The organism is Actinoplanes derwentensis (genome assembly GCF_900104725.1).
Taxonomy (GTDB): Bacteria; Actinomycetota; Actinomycetes; order Mycobacteriales; family Micromonosporaceae; genus Actinoplanes; species Actinoplanes derwentensis.
Map to the genome: position 1 here is coordinate 9,461,004 of NZ_LT629758.1, position 18,100 is coordinate 9,479,103.

General features: G+C 67.7%; 15 protein-coding genes. 10 read left to right on the forward strand and 5 right to left on the reverse strand.

What is annotated here, in order from left to right; all coding sequences use genetic code 11:
• Positions 1-36: 36 nt before the first annotated feature.
• On the forward strand, positions 37-1,038 hold the full coding sequence (locus BLU81_RS42315; protein WP_092554680.1) for a GlxA family transcriptional regulator: 1,002 nt from the start codon (positions 37-39) through the stop codon (positions 1,036-1,038).
• Between the two features lie 57 nt (positions 1,039-1,095).
• Here BLU81_RS42315 and BLU81_RS42320 read toward each other — a convergent pair whose 3' ends face one another.
• Together BLU81_RS42320 and BLU81_RS42325 are read right to left on the reverse strand one after the other, a co-directional pair.
• Positions 1,096-2,817 carry a calcium-binding protein gene (locus BLU81_RS42320; protein ID WP_092554682.1) on the reverse strand — a complete coding sequence of 574 codons (1,722 nt, stop codon included), beginning with the start codon at positions 2,815-2,817 and terminating at the stop codon, positions 1,096-1,098.
• Positions 2,818-2,871: 54 nt separating this feature from the next.
• The gene (locus BLU81_RS42325; protein WP_157752014.1) at positions 2,872-3,309 is read right to left on the reverse strand and encodes a hypothetical protein; all 438 of its coding nucleotides are present in this window, start codon (positions 3,307-3,309) and stop codon (positions 2,872-2,874) included.
• Between the two features lie 315 nt (positions 3,310-3,624).
• Between BLU81_RS42325 and BLU81_RS42330 the strand changes: the two genes are divergently transcribed.
• The 5 genes from BLU81_RS42330 to BLU81_RS42350 all read left to right on the forward strand — a co-directional run bounded on the left by BLU81_RS42330 (position 3,625) and on the right by BLU81_RS42350 (position 9,569).
• Entirely contained in the window at positions 3,625-3,915 is a 291-nt protein-coding gene (locus tag BLU81_RS42330) for a hypothetical protein (RefSeq protein ID WP_092554686.1), read from the forward strand.
• Positions 3,912-4,400, forward strand: coding sequence for a hypothetical protein (locus BLU81_RS48920; RefSeq protein ID WP_157752015.1), 489 nt, complete (start codon positions 3,912-3,914; stop codon positions 4,398-4,400). Before BLU81_RS42330 ends, BLU81_RS48920 begins: the two co-directional genes overlap by 4 nt.
• A 336-nt stretch (positions 4,401-4,736) precedes the next feature.
• Positions 4,737-8,651: a polymorphic toxin-type HINT domain-containing protein gene (locus tag BLU81_RS42340; RefSeq protein WP_092554690.1), complete on the forward strand. Its 3,915-nt coding sequence runs from the start codon at positions 4,737-4,739 to the stop codon at positions 8,649-8,651.
• Complete coding sequence (locus tag BLU81_RS42345) at positions 8,648-8,920, forward strand: hypothetical protein (protein ID WP_157752016.1); 273 nt, start codon at positions 8,648-8,650, stop codon at positions 8,918-8,920. Before BLU81_RS42340 ends, BLU81_RS42345 begins: the two co-directional genes overlap by 4 nt.
• A gap of 88 nt (positions 8,921-9,008) precedes the next feature.
• On the forward strand, positions 9,009-9,569 hold the full coding sequence (locus tag BLU81_RS42350; protein ID WP_092554694.1) for a hypothetical protein: 561 nt from the start codon (positions 9,009-9,011) through the stop codon (positions 9,567-9,569).
• A gap of 849 nt (positions 9,570-10,418) precedes the next feature.
• On the opposite strand, the gene BLU81_RS42355 is transcribed toward BLU81_RS42350, so the two are convergent.
• Positions 10,419-11,024: a TetR/AcrR family transcriptional regulator gene (locus BLU81_RS42355; protein ID WP_092554696.1), complete on the reverse strand. Its 606-nt coding sequence runs from the start codon at positions 11,022-11,024 to the stop codon at positions 10,419-10,421.
• Positions 11,025-11,093: 69 nt separating this feature from the next.
• On the opposite strand from BLU81_RS42355, the gene BLU81_RS42360 reads away from it, so the two are divergent.
• From BLU81_RS42360 to BLU81_RS42370, 3 genes are all read left to right on the forward strand, one after another.
• Positions 11,094-12,557, forward strand: a complete 1,464-nt coding sequence (locus tag BLU81_RS42360; protein ID WP_092554698.1) for an MFS transporter — start codon at positions 11,094-11,096, stop codon at positions 12,555-12,557.
• The gene (locus BLU81_RS42365) at positions 12,550-13,548 is read left to right on the forward strand and encodes an alpha/beta hydrolase (protein ID WP_092554700.1); all 999 of its coding nucleotides are present in this window, start codon (positions 12,550-12,552) and stop codon (positions 13,546-13,548) included. The genes BLU81_RS42360 and BLU81_RS42365 overlap by 8 nt, the downstream gene beginning before the upstream one ends.
• 471 nt (positions 13,549-14,019) lie before the next feature.
• Positions 14,020-14,424: a hypothetical protein gene (locus BLU81_RS42370; protein WP_157752017.1), complete on the forward strand. Its 405-nt coding sequence runs from the start codon at positions 14,020-14,022 to the stop codon at positions 14,422-14,424.
• A gap of 34 nt (positions 14,425-14,458) precedes the next feature.
• Here the strand turns inward: BLU81_RS42370 and BLU81_RS42375 are convergent, their stop codons facing one another.
• Entirely contained in the window at positions 14,459-15,427 is a 969-nt protein-coding gene (locus BLU81_RS42375) for an alpha/beta fold hydrolase (RefSeq protein ID WP_092554704.1), read from the reverse strand.
• 51 nt (positions 15,428-15,478) lie between these two features.
• Between BLU81_RS42375 and BLU81_RS42380 the strand changes: the two genes are divergently transcribed.
• The gene (locus BLU81_RS42380; RefSeq protein WP_231953783.1) at positions 15,479-16,465 is read left to right on the forward strand and encodes a helix-turn-helix transcriptional regulator; all 987 of its coding nucleotides are present in this window, start codon (positions 15,479-15,481) and stop codon (positions 16,463-16,465) included.
• A 191-nt stretch (positions 16,466-16,656) separates the two neighbouring features.
• Here BLU81_RS42380 and BLU81_RS42385 read toward each other — a convergent pair whose 3' ends face one another.
• Positions 16,657-18,036: a DMT family transporter gene (locus BLU81_RS42385; protein ID WP_092554706.1), complete on the reverse strand. Its 1,380-nt coding sequence runs from the start codon at positions 18,034-18,036 to the stop codon at positions 16,657-16,659.
• Positions 18,037-18,100 lie beyond the last annotated feature (64 nt).

Consider the following 18,100-nt stretch of genomic DNA (forward strand, 5'->3'; position numbering starts at 1 on the left):
AGTAGCAGGAATGCCCCTGTTCGATAGAATTCCGCCATGATCGGTTCGTCTCGGCGGCGCCATCGCGTCGCGGTCCTCGCCCTCGACGGTGTGCAGCCGATGGAGGCCGGCATGCCGTTCCAGACCTTCGGGCTCCACGACAGCCGCTACGACGTCATCCTGTGCGGGCAGTCCGCCGGGCCGGTCGAGACCCTCAACGGCTGGTCGCTCATCGCGCCGTACGGCCTCGACGAGGTGGTCGCGGCCGACACGGTGATCGTGCCGGCCTACCGGGGCGCGGAGCGGGACACCCCACCGGATGCCACCCCGGACGTGCGGGACGCGCTCCGCGAGGCGCACTCCCGGGGCGCGCGGATCGCCACCATCTGCGCGGGCGCGTTCGCTCTGGCCTCCACCGGCCTGCTTGACGGCAAGCGCGCGACCACCCATTGGCTGTTCACCGACGAGCTGGCCCGCCGTCATCCGCGCATCGAGGTGGACCCCGGCGTGCTCTACGTCGACAACGGCTCCCTGCTCACTTCAGCCGGGGTGGCCAGCGGCATCGACCTCTGCCTGCACCTGCTGCGCCGGGACTGCGGCGCGGCCACGGCCACGTCGATCGCCCGCGGAATCGTGGCCGCGCCACACCGCGAGGGCGGCCAGGCTCAGTACGTGACCCGCCCTCCCGCGCCACCGAACCGCACCGAGCTGAGCGCGACCCTGGAGTGGGCCCTGCGCCGCCTCGACACCCCGCTGACGGTCGCCGAGTTGGCCGCCCACGCGACGGTCGCCGAGCGCACGTTCGCCCGGATGTTCACCGCGCAGCTCGGGGTCAGCCCGATCAAGTGGCTCACGGCCGCCCGGGTCAGCCGCGCCCGCGAACTACTCGAGACGACCGACGCCGGCATAGACCACATCGGCCAGGCATGCGGTCTGGGCACCCCGGCGAACTTCCGCCACCACTTCCGGCTCGCGACAGGAACCACCCCGACCGACTACCGCCGCACCTTCTCGTCCCGCATTTCCACCCCGACCCGTATTTCCACGTACGGACGATGAGGGGGTTCGTCTCACCAGCGGCCCTGTCGCGGTGGGCCTGTGGTCGGGTGGATGCGATCAGAAGCGTTCGCAGTTGATCCAGTCGTCGTGGACCGCGCCCATGATGCAGAGGTCGCCGGTCTCGGTGCCGTCGTTGCCGCCGTCCAGGTACATCACGCTCTGGTGCCAGGCGTGGCCCCAGAGCGTGTCGTCACCGTCGCCGCCGTACAGCCGGGTGCCGCCGTCGCCGCCGAGGAGGGTGTCGTCGCCGCCGAGGCCGTACACGATGTCGGCGCCGCGGTATCCCTGGAGCCGGTTGGCCGTGTCGTTGCCGGTGATCGCATCGGCGTAGTCGGTGCCGATGACGTTCTCGACGTCGGCGCCGACGGTGTCGTGTTCGCCCACGGCGCCGTCGTCACCGATCTCGCCGTCCAGGTCGACAGTGATCGGCAGTTCGTGGCTGACGTAGTCCACCTGGTCCCGGCCGGGACCGCCGAGTAGATGGTCCGCGCCCAGCCGGAGGGACTGATCGATGCGGCCGTCACTGTCGCCGACCAGGTTGTCGTCGCCGGCCTGACCGTCGAGCCGGTCGTCGCCGAGCCCGCCGTCGAGACGGTCGTCACCCGCGGCGCCGAGTAGGACGTCGTTACCGAAGCCGCCGACCAGGTTGTCGTTGCCGTTGCTGCCGTGCAGGGTGTCGTTGCCGGGGCCACCGTCCAGGTAGCCGTTGCCCGGCGGCGCGTAGAGGGTGTCGTCGCCGTCGCCGCCGATCAGGCTGCGAATGCCGACGCCGATGGTGTCGTGTTCGCCGGCCGAGCCGTCGTCGCCGATCTGGCCGTCGGCGTCCATGGTGACCGGCGCGGCGCGGTCGAAGTAGCTGACGCCGTCGTTGCCGCCGCTGGAGACGAAGACGTCGGCGTCGGCGACGCCGGGAGTGAACGTCGCCGGCTCGTAGAAGTGGTCGTGGTCGGGTCCGCCGTACATCCGGTCGTTGCCGAGACCACCGGTGAGGGTGTTGCTACCCGGCCCGCCGTAGAGCTGGTCATGGCCATTACCGCCGTGCAACTCGTCGGCGCCGTTGCCGCCGTCCAGGCGATCGTCACCGGACAGACCGTGAATGATGTCGTAGCCGTCGCCGCCGTAGAAGCGGCCGTTGCCGGCGCTGTCGTCGATGGTGTCGTCGCCGGATCCGCCGTAGACGGTGTCGACGCCGGATCCGGCTTGTACCCGGTCGTTGCCCGCGCCCGCATCGACGGTGTCGTTGCCGTCGCCGGCGTTGACGGTGTCCTTGCCCGCGCCGCCGGAGATCCGGTCGTGGCCGGTGCCGCCGAGGATCGTGTCATCTCCGGTACCGCCGGTGACCGTGTCGTTGCCGGAGCCGCTGTCGATGACGTCCGTGCCGGTCCCGCCGGTGATGGCGTCGTTGCCGGATCCGCCGTACGCCCACATCGGCAGGCCGGACTTGTTGACCACCGAGTCGTTCTTGTCGAAGAGTTTGACGCGGACTCTCGTCGGTGGCTTGCGGGTGGTGCAACGTACCCGCGTCTTGTCGCCCTTGACCTGCTTGCAGCCGTCACCGGCGCGGATGGCGACCCGGTCGTCGACGGTGACCGTGTTGCCATTGCGGGTGATCACCACCCGGCTGGCGGCGCGTTCTGCAGCGGCGAACTGGATCCAGGTGGTGGCCGAGACGTACACGCCTCCGGGCTTGGCGGCGGCGTCGGCCGGAGCGGCGATCCCGAAGGGGACGGCGATCAGAAGGGCTACCCCGAGCTGGGGCAGCCACCGCGAATACGACATCGAACCCCCGCGTCGAACATATCCACGATCTTGAACATGCAGGATAGGGCAGAGTCAGCGTGAAGTCGATCTTTTCCGGGCGGTCAGCGCGCTGTACGCGACGAGCACGATCCATGCGATCACCGCGAGCAGGCCGATGAGCGTGACCACGGTGGTGATCAGGAAGGTGCTGCCACCGCCATCGGGGGTGAAGACGCCCTTGCGTGCGCCGGTGTCGACGGCGGCGATGCTCCGGCCGACGGTGAGATCGGCGGGCGCGTCGTAGAGGAGCACGTCCGGGCGGCTGCCGGAACCGTCCGCGGCCTGCCAGGGCCCATGGAAGTTGCAGGTGCGGCGGCTGCACTCCTGCCGGTCGGCGGTGAACACCCCGGCGACGCCGCCACCACTCTTCGCCTGCCAGGACGCGACGGCATCGACGCCGCCGAGTGCGAGAGCGGCGGCGGCGACCAGCGGCAGGCCGATGAGCAGCAACAACCGGAGGGGGCGGGGCATGACCGTGAGCATGGCGCGGAGCCTACGCGTTCACTGTACCGCGAGCATCCATTTACTCATCGTTATATTTCCGTAAACCTATGTAACGGTAAGTCCGTATCGTCCTTGCAAGTTGTTGATCTAGCTTCAAAATCCTGTCACCGCCTCTACCGTCTCCTCCGCTGTCTACTGCAGAAACAACGGGGGATTCCGGTGGGCGCTCATTTCCCATGTCATTCTTCTGCCGGCACTCGCTGGACGAGCTTGCTGGCCGCATCGGCTCTGGCTTTCAGTGTCACTCTCCTGGCGCCTGCCGCACCGGCGCCTGCGGCCACGGTGACGCAGGTCAGCCAGGTCGAGCCGACCGAACAGGACGCGCTCGACGAGGCGAGGTCGTCGGGCGAGCGGGCCGAGGTCGTGACGCAGCGGCAGGAGGACAGCCTGCTGTACGCGAACCCGGACGGGACGTTCACGCAGGAGTTCACCGCCGGCCCGCAGCGCGTTCGCCAGGGTGACGAGTGGGTTCCGGTCGACGCAACGCTGGAACGGCGGGCCGACGGATCGGTCGGCCCGCGCGCGGCGACCGTCGAACTCGCCTTCTCCGGCGGCGGGGAGCTCCGCTGGTGAGCCTGGCCGAGGACGGCAAGGAGGTCAGTTTCAGCTGGCCCGACCCGCTGCCTGTGCCGGTTCTCGACGCCAACACCGCCACCTACCTGGAGGTTCTGCCCGGGGTCGACCTGCGGGCGAGCGCCACGCCGACCGGCTACTCGTACGTCCTCGTCGTCAAGAATGCCGAAGCCGCGGCGAATCCGGAGCTGGCGGAGCTCACGCTGGACGCCGAGACCGCCGGCCTCTCGCTGCGGAAGAACGAGGGCGGTCCTCGGTGGTGCGGCCTGGCATTACGACGACAGCGAGCTGGCCAAGTCGAAGAACAAGACCTGGAACCAGTTCCGCGGGTACGAGCGGGTCCGCACCGTGGTCGGGGACGCCTCTACCGTCCAGCTCCGCAACGAGACCACCTACCTGCGCGGCATGGACGGCGACCGGGAGAACACAGCCGGCGGCAAGACCAGCGTCACGGTCACCGCCAGCGACGACACCGCGGTTCGTGACGACGACCGCTACCAGGGCTTCGTTCTGGAACAGCGCACCTTCAACGGGGTGAGCTGGGCCGAGGTCAGTGGCAGCGTCAACAAGCCCTGGCTCTCCGACGCCACCGCTACCGAGGGCAATGACGAGGCCCGGATCCTGGCGATCGCCGGCACCACCACCCGGACCGCGCTCGACAACGGCGTCCGCAAGACCTCGGTCGCCCACACCTACGACGGCTACGGCATGCTGGCAGCTCCAGCGATGCCGGGGACCTGGCCGTCACCGGGGACGAGACCTGCACCCGGAACACTTACGCACGCAACACCGACAAGCATCTGCTCACGCTGGTCAAGCGGGTGGAGACGGTGGCGAAGGCGTGCGACGAGACGCCGAGCTACCCGGCGGACGCAGTCTCCGACGTACGCACGCTGTACGACAGCGGCGCCTACGGCGACACCCCCACCAAGGGCGACGTCACCGGAACCCAGAAGCTCAGCGGCTACACCAGCGGTGTCAGCCCGCAGTACACCACCGTCGCCACGTCCGAGTACGACGGCTACGGCCGGGTGTCCGCGTCGTACGACGCCAAGAGCTACAAGACCAAGACCGATTACATCCCGGCCAGCGGCGGCCCGGTGACCGGGATGAAGGTCACCGACCCGGCCGGGTTCGTCACCACCTCGACCGTCGACCCCGCCTGGGGACTGGTCACCGCCACGGTGGACGCGAACCTTCAGCGCACCGACCAGCAGTACGACGCGCTGGGCCGGCTGATCAAAGTCTGGCTGCCCGGCCGTACGAAAGGCACGGACACCCCGAACCTGGAGTACGACTACCTGATCCGCACCGACGGGCCGGTCGTGGTCACCACTCGGGAGCTGCTGCCCAACGGTGGCCAGCAGACTAGCTATCAGCTGTACGACGGCCTGCTGCGGGCCAGGCAGTCCCAGTCCCCGACGCCGAACACCGGCAGGGTGATCACCGAGACCGTCTACGACTCGCGTGGCCTCGCCACCCGGCAGGTCGGACCGTACTACAACAGCTCCGAACCCGGCACCACGTTGGTCGACACCTCACAGTCCGCCGACGGCGTACCGCCGGAGACCGCGACCGTCTACGACGGCGCCGGCCGGGCCACCGCGGAGATCTTCAAGGTCGCTGGCGCCGAGAAGTGGCGCACCACCGTCGGCTACCACGGCGACCACACCGACGTGACGCCGCCGAGCGGCGAGACACCCACCACCACCTACACCGACGCCCAGGGGCGCACCACGAAGCTGCTCGAATACCGCGGCAGCACCCCGACCGGCACGGCCGATACCACCGTCTACAACTACACCAAGGCAGGCCTGCTCAACACGGTCAAGGACCAGGCCGGGCACACCTGGCAGTATGGCTACGACCCGCTCGGCCGACAGACCTCGGTCACCGACCCGGACACCGGGACCTCGTCGACCTCGTACAACGTCCTGGACCAGGTCGTGACGACCACCGACGGCCGGAACCGGACGCTCACCTACTCCTACGACGCACTCGGGCGTACGACGAGCGTGTACGAGGGCACCACCCAGCTGACCGGGTTCACCTACGACTCCGCCACCAACGGCAAGGGCCGTGCCGGCAGCGCGATCCGTTACGTCAACGGCGCCAAGTATGAGACCGCGATCGGCGCGTACGACGCAGGTGGTCGTCCGACCTCGCAGAGCGTCACCATCCCGTCGGTCGAGAACAACCTGGCCGGCACCTACACATTCACCACGAACTACAAGGTCGACGGCTCGGTCAACTATGTGAAGCTGCCGGCTGCCGGGGGCCTGACCGCCGAGACGCTCTACACCGGCTACAACGCCAGCGGGTTCCCGTCGTTCCTACTCGGCACCTCGGACTATGTCCGGGACACCACCTACTCCAACTACGGCGAACCCCTGCAGGTCTCGCTGGGCACCTCCAGCTCAAGCAAGTACACCTGGCTGACCTACGCCTACGAGACCGGAACCCGCCGTCTGCAGAACGCCCGGGTGGACCGGGAGATCGTCGCCGACGCCGACACGAACGCCACCTACACCTACGACGCCACCGGCAACATCACCAAGATCGCCGATGCGCCGACCAACCACACCGCCGACGTCCAGTGCTTCCAGTACGACTACCTGCGCCGTCTCACCCAGGCCTGGACCCAGGCCGCCACCACCTGCGCGGCCACCCCGACCCAGTCGATCCTCGGCGGGCCGGCCCCGTACTGGCAGTCCTTCAGCTATGACACTGCCGGCAACCGCACCGGCGAGATCACCCACGCCACCACCAGCACCGGCACCACCGTCACCAAGACCTACACCCCGAACGGTGTCGGCACCCAGCCGGCCCACGCGGTCAAACAGGTTGCCATCGCCACCACCACCGGCACTTCGACGGTCAACACCAGCCAGACCTTCCTGTACGACAAATCCGGCAACGCCGAGACCCGTACCCTCAGCAGCACCCTGACCCAGAAGATCGCCTGGGACGCGGAACGGCACGTCACCAGCATCACCCAGGGCGCTAACGTCACGTCGTTCGTCTACGACGCGAGCGGGCAGCGCCTCATCCGCCGGGACCCGGCCACCAAATCGGTGACCCTCTACCTCGGCGCGATGGAACTGAAGCTGAACACCACCAACGCCACGCCGGCCAGCCAGACCGTCACGGCGACCCGCTACTACAGTCACAACGGCCAGACCATCGCCATGCGCACCACCACCGGTGTCACCTGGCTGGCCGGCGGGCAGAACGGCACGGCCGAACTCGCCGTCAACGCCTCCACCTCGGCCCTTACCCAGCGGCGCACCCTGCCGTTCGGCGAACAGCGCGGCACCAAGCCGACCTGGCCCGGCGAACAGGGCTTCGTCGGCGGCACGATGGACGCCACCACCGGCCTGACCCATCTCGGCGCCCGCGAGTACGACCAGGCCTCCGGCCGCTTTCTCTCCGTCGATCCGGTCATCGATTTCGGCGACCCGCAGCAGTTGCACGGGTACGCGTACGGCAGGAACAACCCGCTCGCCTTCCCCGACCCCACCGGCCTGCACTGGGGCTGGAGCGACTGGGGCCATGCCGCCCTGGACGTGGTCGGCCTGGTCCCGGTCCTCGGCGAATGGGCCGACGCGGTCAACGGCGTCTGGTATGCCGCCGAGGGCGACTGGGTCAACGCCGGCCTCTCCTTCGCCTCGGTGATCCCGGTCGCCGGTTACGCGGCAAGCGCCGTCAAGGGTGCCAAGTACGTAGACGAAGCGGTCGACGTAGCGAGAGCGACGGACAAGGCATTGGAAGGCGCCGATGCGGCCGTCGATGCCACCAAAGCCGCTGACAATTTGACCCCACCGGCCGCTCCGAAAACCAATCCCGCGCCGAAACCGGACCCACCTGCCGCCGCCAAGAGCCCTGACGGAGGCACCAGCGCCAAACCGAAGGATGGCGCTGATGCCGGCGGCGGCTCGAAGGCCGACAGCGGTGGATCGTGTAAACACAGTTTTGCTCCGGCGACTCTGGTCCTGATGGCTGACGGCAGCGCCAAAGCCATCGACGAGGTCCAGCCCGGTGACGAGGTTATGGCCACCGACCCCGACAGCGGGGAGACCGTCGTCCGAACCGTCGAGGCCACCCATGTCAACCTCGACCATGAACTGACCGACCTCACCGTCAGCGTCGGCGACCAGACCGTCGTCCTGCACACCACGCAGAACCACCCCTTCTACAGCGAAACCCGTAAGCAGTGGGTTGACGCTGCGGACCTGCGCTCAGCAGAAGAGTTCCGGACCACCGACGGAACCGAGGTGAAAGTCGGATTCGTTCGCAACTATGTCGACGGTAAGGTCATGCACGACCTGACCGTCAACGATTTGCACACGTACTATGTGGTCACCCGTGATACCTCCATCCTGGTTCATAACTGCCCGACCGCCGATGGGGGATCGGCTGGAGCGCAGACCCCCAAAGAGCCGACGATCCGCATGCGGCACTACACGAATTCAAAGGGGGCCGCTGGGATCGTGTCGAGCAAAATGATTAAAGCGAGCGATCAGAACAAGGTTTTCATGGTCCCGGCCAAGGGGAAGCCGATGAGTCCCAGTGATGCCGAAAGCACCCTCGGGATCCGGCCTGGCAGGGGAAGGAAGGTGCTCGAATTCGATATCCCGGCGAGCAGGGTGAAGAGTCGGCATAATTCCAGGATGAATATCACCGAGTGGGTCGTAGACGGTGACGTGGCAGTTGAAAATATTAGGGTAGTCCGATGACGGAATCTGATGACTGCACGGTTTCAATGCGCGACATGAAGCGCATTGCGGGTGATCTTAATGAATTTGTTGTAACTTTTGATCAGATCTTCTCTCGCATGGCGTTCGGTGAGGCAGGTCCTGATCTTCTGGTGGAGTACATGCTGAACCGTGATGTTCGAGCACGCCTTGCCGAGGCGCGGAAAGTAGTTTTCGAAGTGCTTGAGCGAGAGTTGGGTGAGGAGGCCGCGGACGATATCGGCGAGAGTGGGTTCCGATACTTCGGTTGAGCGGTATTGATCGGCCTCTGTAGCGTGAGGGGTGCCGGGGCGTGGCAAGGCCGCCCGGCACCCCTTTCGTGACGTTTCCGGGATAAATATGCGGTTCCTTACGAACCGTTTGCTGTCCGGGCTGCTGGGCGCCGGCCTGGTGCTGGCCGCCTCCGCGACGCCAGCCCGGGCCGCCGATCCGGATGTGACCGCTCCGGTCGGGCGTTACCAGCTCGATTTCACCAAGGTCTGGGATGGGCGGAGCGCCACCCTCACCGCCTTGGAGGTCTCCGACGACGTCTCCGCGCTGGCGGACGTCCGCCAGTTCGTCGACTGGGGCGACGGCGGTTTCACCTATCTGGACGGTGACCAGACCTCCGAGCGACACCAGTTCTACAACCTGGGCTCCTACACCGTGACGGTCCGGTTCACCGACCAGGCCGGTAACGCGGCGGCCGGGTCGTTCGTCGGGTCGGCGACCGCCGTGGTGACGAAGATGCCGGGGACGTCCAAGCTCGCCAAGAAAGAGGTCTACATCGGCGATCCGGTGGTCGTCACGCTGGCCGGGATCCCCAGCGGTGTCACCAAGGTGCGGGTCTGGTGGGGGCGACGGCAAGGAGACCTCGGTCAGCCGGACGGCCACGCAGGTCAAGCACTACTACACCAGTGAGACGAACTGGTACGTGCGTGTGATGCTGAGCAATGCGGCCGGCGAGGCGTACGGGCCAGGAGATCGGCCCGGTCTACACCCCGTACGACGAGGCTTTTCACTGCAATGGTGGGGAGCACCGCCACGATGAAAACGGGCTGTTCGGGGTGGGCGGTACAGCGCTGCTCCCAAAACCGGCGATCGGGCGGGGAGCGCGTGGGGTTGACATCAGCAGCACCCCACAGCGCTGAACGGTGTTCAGCGGCGTCGGACGACGGCGGCTGATCAGGGATGGTCTGTGTTTTGGCTGTTCAGTGGATCGATCGGGCTCCGTTCACACCGGAGAGGTCACTGGTTCGATCCCAGTATCGCCCACTCATCCTCACCTGGGGGCGACCCCCAGACCCCGCGTCACGGGGTTGTGGTTGAAGGATAGCCTCCGATGGGCCGTTGTAACGCTGAACGGGTTTCGAGCTTCACTGCTCGGAGCCCGTTTTCTGTTTCGGAAGCCGGTGCCGGGTAGCCCGTGTGATCGCGTGGTGGTCCAAGTCGAGCGATCGCCGGCCGGCTCGCGGCTGACATCAGGGTTGACTCAATGGTGTCCACAGCGTGTGGCGACTCCAGGCCGGTTCTTTCGTCCGTCGGCGCTCAGGTCGTTGACTGCGGTGCGCGGTACTGGAGGGACAGCGTCTGGCCGCTGCTGAACGACGTCCTGTACACGATCGTCGTCTGCCGGGCGGATTTTCGGCAGGCCCGTGGCAGCAGGCGCGACCATGGATGTCGGCCCCGCCCCGCCCTGAGCCGGGTGGCCGAATCAGCGCGTTGCACCACCGTCAGTGGCACCGTTCTGCCACGGCGGGTGCGAGCCGTTCAGCGATTGGCGTTGCGCAATGCGCGGAAGAGCTGTTCCAGGCGCTGACGATGGTGCAGGGCTATCTCGGTGGAGGTTTCGCCGGCGATGAGGCGGCGCGCGTTGTCGGTCAACACGGTGGTGTAGCCGGATACGAAGAAGGCGGCGAGCAGGGTGCTGTCGCCGTCGAAGCCCGGATCGCGTTCGAGTTCGTCGGTCAGCAGGTGCTGCAGGTCGGCGGCCAGTTCTCGGGCTCGTGCGATGAGGGGAGTGGAGCCGGCCACGGTGCGGAAGAACGGGGTGGATTCGGCGGCGATGCCCGACAATCCGTGGTGGTCCCCGGCCAGCTGCAGCATCAAGGCCTCCAGTGAGTCCAGCACATCGGTTCCCGCGGGACGATCGCGGACCGCCGAGCGCAGCATCTGCGTGGCGTCCTCGGCCCGGTCGAGCAGGAGGTCTTCCTTGCGCGGGAAGTGCTTGAACACGGTGACGGTGGAGACTCCTGCCGCGCGTGCGACCTCGGCCACGGTGACGGCGTCGAACCCCTGGTCAAGGAACAGCTGGGTGGCGATCTGCGAAATTCGCGCACGTGTCTGCGGTCCCCCGCGGGCATCGGTGCGTGGCATGTGACCCCTTTCGTAGCTGCCGCCAGCTTAGTGGTTGTGTAACTAAACTTAGTGAGTTAACTTAGTGGCATGTTCACTGCTGAGGCCCGCCCCCCTGATGCGGCTCGATCCGAGTCGCTGGGTGACAGATGGATCGCCCTCACCGGGCTGTCCGCGGTATTCCTGTTCGAGATGCTCGACAACTCCATCCTCAACGTCGCGCTGCCCACGATCGGCCGTGAGCTGCAGGCGACGACCACCGCGCTGCAGTGGGTGACCGGCGCGTACTCGGTCGTCTTCGGCGGCCTGATGCTGCTGTTCGGGGCGATCGCCGACCGGTTCGGGCGGCGCCGGGTGATGCTGACCGGACTGGTCCTGCTGGGCGCCGCGAGTCTTGCGACCATGTTCGTGTCGACCGCCGGGCAGCTCATCGCGGTACGGGCGTGCATGGGAGCCGCGGCCGCGATGACCACCCCGGGCTCCATGGCGTTGGCCTTCCGGCTGTTCCGGGCCGACGACCTGCGTGTACGGGCCATCACGGTCATCTCTACCGCCGGGCTGGTGGGTCTCGCGATCGGCCCGACGGCAGGCGGGTTGGTGCTCGCCGTCGCCCCATGGCAGGTCCTGCTTCTCATCAATGTGCCGATCGCCGCACTCGCGTTCGCCGGCATCCGCCTCGGCGTCGCCGCCGACGACCCGAGCAGCCTGCATGCCGACCCACTCGACACCCCGGGTGCGGTTCTGGGCACGGCAACGATCATCCTGGCCCTGGTCACGCCGACTTTGTTCGTCGACGAGGGCGGTGCGTCGTGGGCGCCCTGGACCGCCGCCGCGGCAGCGCTCGTAACGACCGCGGCCTTCGTGCTACGCGAGCGGACGGCACGTCACCCCCTGCTCGACCTGAGGCTGCTGGCGGTGCCGTTGGTATCCAGCGGCCTGGCCTACAAGGCTGCCGCTGGCCTTGCCGTCGCCGGCCTCGGCTACCTGGTGACACTGCTGCTGCAGTTCGCCTGGGGCTGGTCCCCGGCGATGGCGGCAGTAGGCATGCTGCCGCAGGTCGTCGTGCTGCTCGCCGGGGGTCGGCTCGTGGCCCCCTTCGTACGGCGCGTCGGCCTGGAACGTGCGGCCTGGCTGAGCGCCGCGGCGGTCGTCACCGGTCTCGCCGCCTTCGCCGCACTGAACAGGTTCGGCTACCCCGGGGTGCTGATCGCGCTCGTGCTCGTCGCCGCCGGCATGCGCGTCGTCGGGGTCGTGGCCGGCAACAACGTGCTGCGGGGCTTGCCGGAGAACCGCACCTCGATCGGCGCGGCACTCGTCGATACCTCCAGTGAACTCGCGACGGGCGTCGGCATCGCCGCCACCGGCACCATCCTGGCCGCCCTGTTCACCGGCAGCCTTACCGCCTCGAACTGGAGCACCGCACAAGCCGGGCAGTTCCAGCAGGCGATGACCATCGCGGCTCTCGCCCTCACCGCGGTCGCTGCCGCACTCGTCACCTACGGCGTCATCCGTTCGCGCACCACCGTTTCCGTCAAGGAGATCCACCATGCCTGATGTCCTGCCGCGCCCACCGTTCGACCCCGAACTCGGGGTGTTCCTCACCGCCATGCACGAACGCGGCCCTTTCACCCTGACCACCGACATGCTGCCGCGCATGCGGATGCTGGACACGACCGAACAGGCACTCGACGACCGGCTGAAGGCCCGCGGTTGGCACCGCCGCACCCTGACCGTCCCCGGATACCAGGGTGCCCCTATCAACCTGGCGGTCATCAGCCGTATCGGGCGCACCGGTCCGGCGACATGCTTCTACACCATGCACGGCGGCGGCATGATGTTCGGCCACTACCTCGGCAACCTCGACTCCTACGACGACTGGCTGCTCATCCACGACGATGTCGTCCTGGTCAGCGTCGACTACCGACTCGCCCCTGAGCACCCCGACCCCTATCCGGTCGAGGACTGCTACGCAGGCCTGCTGTGGACCGCCGCCCACGGCGACGAACTAGGAATCGACCCCGCGCGTATCGTGCTGGTCGGGCAGAGCGCCGGCGGCGGACTCGCCGCGGGCACCGCACTACTGGCCCGTGACAGGCAAGGACCACCACTGTTCGGCCAGATCCTGATCTCCCCGATGCTCGACGACAGTGACTCGACCGTCTCGACCCGCCAGATCGACGGCGTCGGCATCGCCGACCGCGCCATGACCCGCTTCGGCTGGACCGCCTACCTCGGCGACCGGCGCGGCGGCGACGACGTGTCCATCTACGCCGCCCCGGCCCGTGCCACCGACCTGACCGGCATGCCACCGACCTACATCGACTGCGCCAGCGCCGAAGTGTTCCGCGACGAAACCGTGGGCTACGCCAGCGGACTCTGGCACGCCGGAATCGACACCGAACTACACGTCTGGCCCGGCGGATTCCACGGCTTCACCAGCATGATGCCGCAAGCAACACTGTCCCGGGCCGCTACCGCCGCACTGTCGGCCTGGACCGACCGGCTGCTCGCTGGACGATCTGCCGACGCCGCGCGAGTCGCGTAGCGCAAGCTCTGCTGAGCATCTGCGCGGCCGCGAGCGCATCTGACGGACGGATTACCGACCGGTACGGGCCTGCGAGACGTGCTACGACCGGTTCTCGCGCTGGGAACAGGGCGGCATCTGGGCCAAAAATCGAGCGGTGGACGCAGGCCGACGCGGATGCCGCGGGTGCTGAATCGCCGACGAGACCGGGTTCATCAAGATCGGAAGCGTTCTCGGCCTGTCCTACTCCCCGGGCAGCGAGCTCAAGGTGGGTTTTGTCTACAGTGCCGCACTCGGCATGTCGGCTTCTACGACTCGAGTTTCGATCTCACCTCAGACGGCCGTATCCTGCTGTGGAGCGCGTCATACGCCTGCGACGACGACTGTGGGGCGGGGTATGGGCCCAGTACTTCAACCAGCGGGACGGGTCTCACCCAACCGTTCGCCCCGGCCGGGCTTCCATGCCGCCCTGGCCTTCCCGACGGCCCGGCCGTGATGAACAAACCCGCCTCCTGGCTGGTTGTGATCGTCCTGGGCCTGGTCTGCGGCGGTCTGGTCTGGATGCCACCGTCCACCTACCGGGCGCGGCTGTTCGGCCAGTCCGGCACGATGGTCATCGCCGTCTGCAACCCCGCGACCTCCGGCGCCCAGCGGGTCCAGTGGACCTGCGCCGGCGACTTCACCCCGGACGACGACGAGCCCGTACGGCAGGTGACCTTCGAGTCCACAACCGAACGTCTCGCCGGTTCCGAGGTGCAAGCCGATGCGACAAGCACTACCGCCACCGAGGTCCAACCCCGCACCACCGGCCTGAACACCTTGCTGCTGTGTCCGCTGCTGATCATCGCGGTGATCGTCGTGGGAGGGGTCCGAGCGTGGTCGACCCGGCGACGCTGACGCCGTCTCACACGTCAGGTAACCGGGCCAGAACCTAGGCGGCAGCCCGGTTGGCCAGCCACTTCAGAATCGCCTCGGTCGTCTCCCGCGGCTTCTCCTGCTGGATCCAATGACCGCAGTCCAGGCTGATCACTTGCACATTCGGCACGTGTTCGGTCAGTCCTTCCGCTCTCGCGACCGTGTCGCGGTCGCCGTAGATCATGAGGGCGGGCTGTCGGACGATCGGGTCCACTTCCGCGAGTAGGTGCCAGTCGCGGTCCAGGTTCCGGTACCAGTTGATGCCGCCCGTGAACCCTGTTGATTCGAAGGCGGAGACGAAGACGGCCAGTTCGCTGTCGTTCATGACGGGCTCACCGAGCGGGGTTTCCGCTCGGGCGATGTTGATCAGCGAGTTGCCCGGCTGAGGTTCTGCGGGGGGCACGTTCTTCCGGTACAGGTTCCGAAGGAATCGGAACGTGTCCTCCTCGAACACGGCGTCCGCGACGCCCGGCTGCCGGTTGAAATGGACGAAGTAGAAGTCGGGGCCGAGCACGGCCTCCATGAAATCGATCCAGGGAATCTCTCCGCGCTCTTGGTAGGGAACGCTCAGCGCCACCACGCCGTTGACCCGGTTCGGGTGCAGCAGGGCCAGGCCCCAGACGACGAATGCGCCCCAGTCATGGCCGACGAAGGTGGCATCCTCGTAGCCGTAGTGATCGAGGAGGGCGACGAGGTCACCCGACAGGTGCTCGATGTCGTAGTCCGTCACTTCGGCGGGACGGGACGAATTGCCGTAACCCCGCTGGTTCGGAACGATGACGTGGTAGCCCGCGGCGGCCAGGGCCGGCACCTGATGACGCCATGAGAAGGCGTGCTCCGGCCAGCCGTGACAGAGAACGATGGGGTTCCCCGCGTTCTGCCGGCCGGCTTCGAAGACTTCGAGTTCCACACCGTTGACCGAAATGCGGGTGGGCTCGGGAAAGTCAGTTGTCATGCCGGTATCTTGCGGACCGAAACCGGTCATCTACTGACAGGTTTTAGTGGAAGTGTGATCCGGGTGCGAGCCGACCGATTGATGGCCATCGTCCTTCTGCTGCAACATCGCGAGCAGGTGACCGCAGCGGAGGTAGCCCGGGAGTTGGAGATCTCCGAGCGCACCGCCCGCCGCGACCTCGACGCCCTGGGCACCGCCGGCGTGCCGGTGTACTCCGTACAGGGCCGAGGCGGCGGCTGGCGCCTCGTCGGCGGCGCCCGCACCGACCTGTCCGGGTTGACCGCGAGCGAGGCCCGCGCCCTGTTCCTGGTCGCCGGCCCGGCCTCGTCTGTCACACCGGCCCTGAAAGCGGCGCTGCGCAAGCTCGTCCGTGCCTTGCCGGAGCCGTTCCGGGCGCAGGCCGCGGCGGCGGCGTCGTCGCACGTCACGGACCCGCAACGACGGGGGTCGAGTCGGGCCGAGCCCCGACCGCCTCGCTTCCTCGCCGAGTTGCAGGACGCGGTGATCCGGGGCATCCAGATCCGGCTCGGCTATGTCGACCGCGAACGTACCGAAACCGAGCGAACCGTCCACCCGCTGGGCATCGTCGCCAAAGGTCCGTCGTGGTACCTCGTCGCCGACACCGAGACCGGCCGGCGGACCTTCCGGATCGACCGCGTGTCGTCCGTCGACCCGACCGGCGATCCCGTTCACCGGCCCGACGACTTCGACCTTGCCGAGAGCTGGCGTGCGATCGCCGACGAGGTCGAACGCAAGCGGACACCCCTCGAGGCCCGGGCGATGTGCGCGCCCCACGGGATAGGTGTGCTCCGGATGGGGTTCGGCGCTCGGCTCGAAGTGGGAGGTTCCACGACCGACGGCCGCATCGAGGTCGTGATCCGCGGCAACGACGAATACATACTCGCCGGTGAGCTTGCGGGGCTGGTCGATTGGATCGAGGTGACCGGCCCTCCGCGAGTGCGGGACCACTTGGCCTCGATCGGCAACGCCCTCGTCGAGCGATACAGCTCAGACCCGAACGGACGTCGTACGGCACAACCTCGGCAGTTCAGTGGTGTTTCGGCGTAGTCGAATCACCGCCTGCATGACCTCGGGGTCTCGGCCCATGGGGAGCGCGTTGGAGCACCGGGGGACTGTGCCAGGAGCGGCGCTGAGGTACTGACGGTGGGAGGAGCAGAGTGACGCACTGTTTGACCAGGTCATTGAGCTGGCCGGGCACGGGCGTGTGCGGCCTGCTGCTGGGGTGAGCGTGGCCGGGCTCAGGCGTTCAGGTGGCGGGCCGGCTCCAAGGTGAGGCGGGCCAGGATCTCGGCCAGGTCGGCGGCGACCGCGTCGGCGATGCGCAGGTCCGCGGCGGTGTAGCTGCCGGGGGTGTGCAGCAGGTTGAGACAGCCGAGGAAACGGCCGTCCCGGGTCACCACCGCGTTGATCGCCGCGCCGAGCCGCAGCGCGGTCAGGGTGTCGTGGTGTTCGAACGCGTCGGATTCCAGGTCGCCGGGGTCGTCGGTGAGGTAGGACTCCCGCCGGACCACGCACTGTTCGATCCAGTCGGCGCCGAGGCCGGCTGAGACGCCGCCGGGCCGGTAGACCTCGGGCATCGAGGTGTAGATCCGGACCAGGTCCCGGCTTTCGGGCCGCCACAGGGAGACGGTGGCGAGCCGGGCGCCGATCTGGTCGACGGCCTGCCCGACGGCGGCGGTGATCGCCGCGTTGTCGGTCGCCGTGAGGGTGAGATCGACGATGTCCTCGGCGACGGGCCCGAGTCCGGGTTCGGAAACCGGGGCGGCGGACCGGCTGACCAGCATCACGCCGGCGACGGCGATGCAGCCGCCGATGACGGCGGCCGGGGCCGGGGTCTCGTCGAGCAGCAGCCAGCCCAGGGTGATGGAGATCAGCGGCACGGCGAAGAGCAGCGAGCCGCCCTCGGCGACGCTCGTCTCGGCCAGCGACCGGGCCCAGAACACGTAGGCGAGCGCGGTGCTGACCAGCACGAGCGCGGCGAGCGCGAGCCAGGTGCGGCCCTGCCAGGCGGTGAGGTGCAGGTCGAACGGGGCTAGCGGCAGGGTCAGCAGGCCACCCCACAGGCAGCCCCAGAAGACCATCTCGATCGCCGGAATCCGGCTGAGCAGGGGCTGCTGCCAGATAAGGTAGAGCGCGAGGATAAATGCCGCGAACAGGATTATCAGTGCATTCCAGTCGAGGCCGAGACGTCCCCCGCCGAAGACCGCGACCATCGCCACGCCGGTCATCGCGACGATCGTCCCGGCGATGCCGCGGGGTGTGATCCGTTCACCGAGCAGCAGGCGGCCGAGGATCAGTGCGAAGACCGGTGACGTGTTCAGCAGCAGGCTCGTCGTCCCGGCGGGCACCGTCGTCTGCCCGAGGTTGAGCAGGGTGCCGTAGGCGGCGTAGCCGATCGCCGAGACTCCGAAGGCCCGGAGCAGGTCGCCGCGCCGGGCGACCAGTCTCCGACGCCGGATCAGCAGGTACAGCCCGATCACCAGGGCCGCCCCGAGGAAACGCGCCGGGGTCAGGTCGAGCGGGCTGATCACCCGCAGGAGTTCGCCGGTCGCCACGTAGGTGGGCGCCGACGTGATCACCATCAGGGTGCCGGGACGACGAAGCCAGGCCAACTGCACGGACGTTCCCCACCCCGGTCGGTTACATGATCTTTACAGGCCGCCATTGCCAACCCTAGGCCTT

What these genes read in the sequence shown, in the direction of transcription:
- BLU81_RS42315 (WP_092554680.1), top strand. Translation starts at nt 37, where the DNA reads ATGATCGGTTCGTCTCGGCGGCGCCATCGCGTCGCGGTCCTCGCCCTC.
- BLU81_RS42320 (WP_092554682.1), bottom strand. Translation starts at nt 2,817, where the DNA reads ATGTCGTATTCGCGGTGGCTGCCCCAGCTCGGGGTAGCCCTTCTGATC.
- BLU81_RS42325 (WP_157752014.1), bottom strand. Translation starts at nt 3,309, where the DNA reads ATGCCCCGCCCCCTCCGGTTGTTGCTGCTCATCGGCCTGCCGCTGGTC.
- BLU81_RS42345 (WP_157752016.1), top strand. Translation starts at nt 8,648, where the DNA reads ATGACGGAATCTGATGACTGCACGGTTTCAATGCGCGACATGAAGCGC.
- BLU81_RS42350 (WP_092554694.1), top strand. Translation starts at nt 9,009, where the DNA reads ATGCGGTTCCTTACGAACCGTTTGCTGTCCGGGCTGCTGGGCGCCGGC.
- BLU81_RS42355 (WP_092554696.1), bottom strand. Translation starts at nt 11,024, where the DNA reads ATGCCACGCACCGATGCCCGCGGGGGACCGCAGACACGTGCGCGAATT.
- BLU81_RS42360 (WP_092554698.1), top strand. Translation starts at nt 11,094, where the DNA reads ATGTTCACTGCTGAGGCCCGCCCCCCTGATGCGGCTCGATCCGAGTCG.
- BLU81_RS42365 (WP_092554700.1), top strand. Translation starts at nt 12,550, where the DNA reads ATGCCTGATGTCCTGCCGCGCCCACCGTTCGACCCCGAACTCGGGGTG.
- BLU81_RS42375 (WP_092554704.1), bottom strand. Translation starts at nt 15,427, where the DNA reads ATGACCGGTTTCGGTCCGCAAGATACCGGCATGACAACTGACTTTCCC.
- BLU81_RS42380 (WP_231953783.1), top strand. Translation starts at nt 15,479, where the DNA reads ATGGCCATCGTCCTTCTGCTGCAACATCGCGAGCAGGTGACCGCAGCG.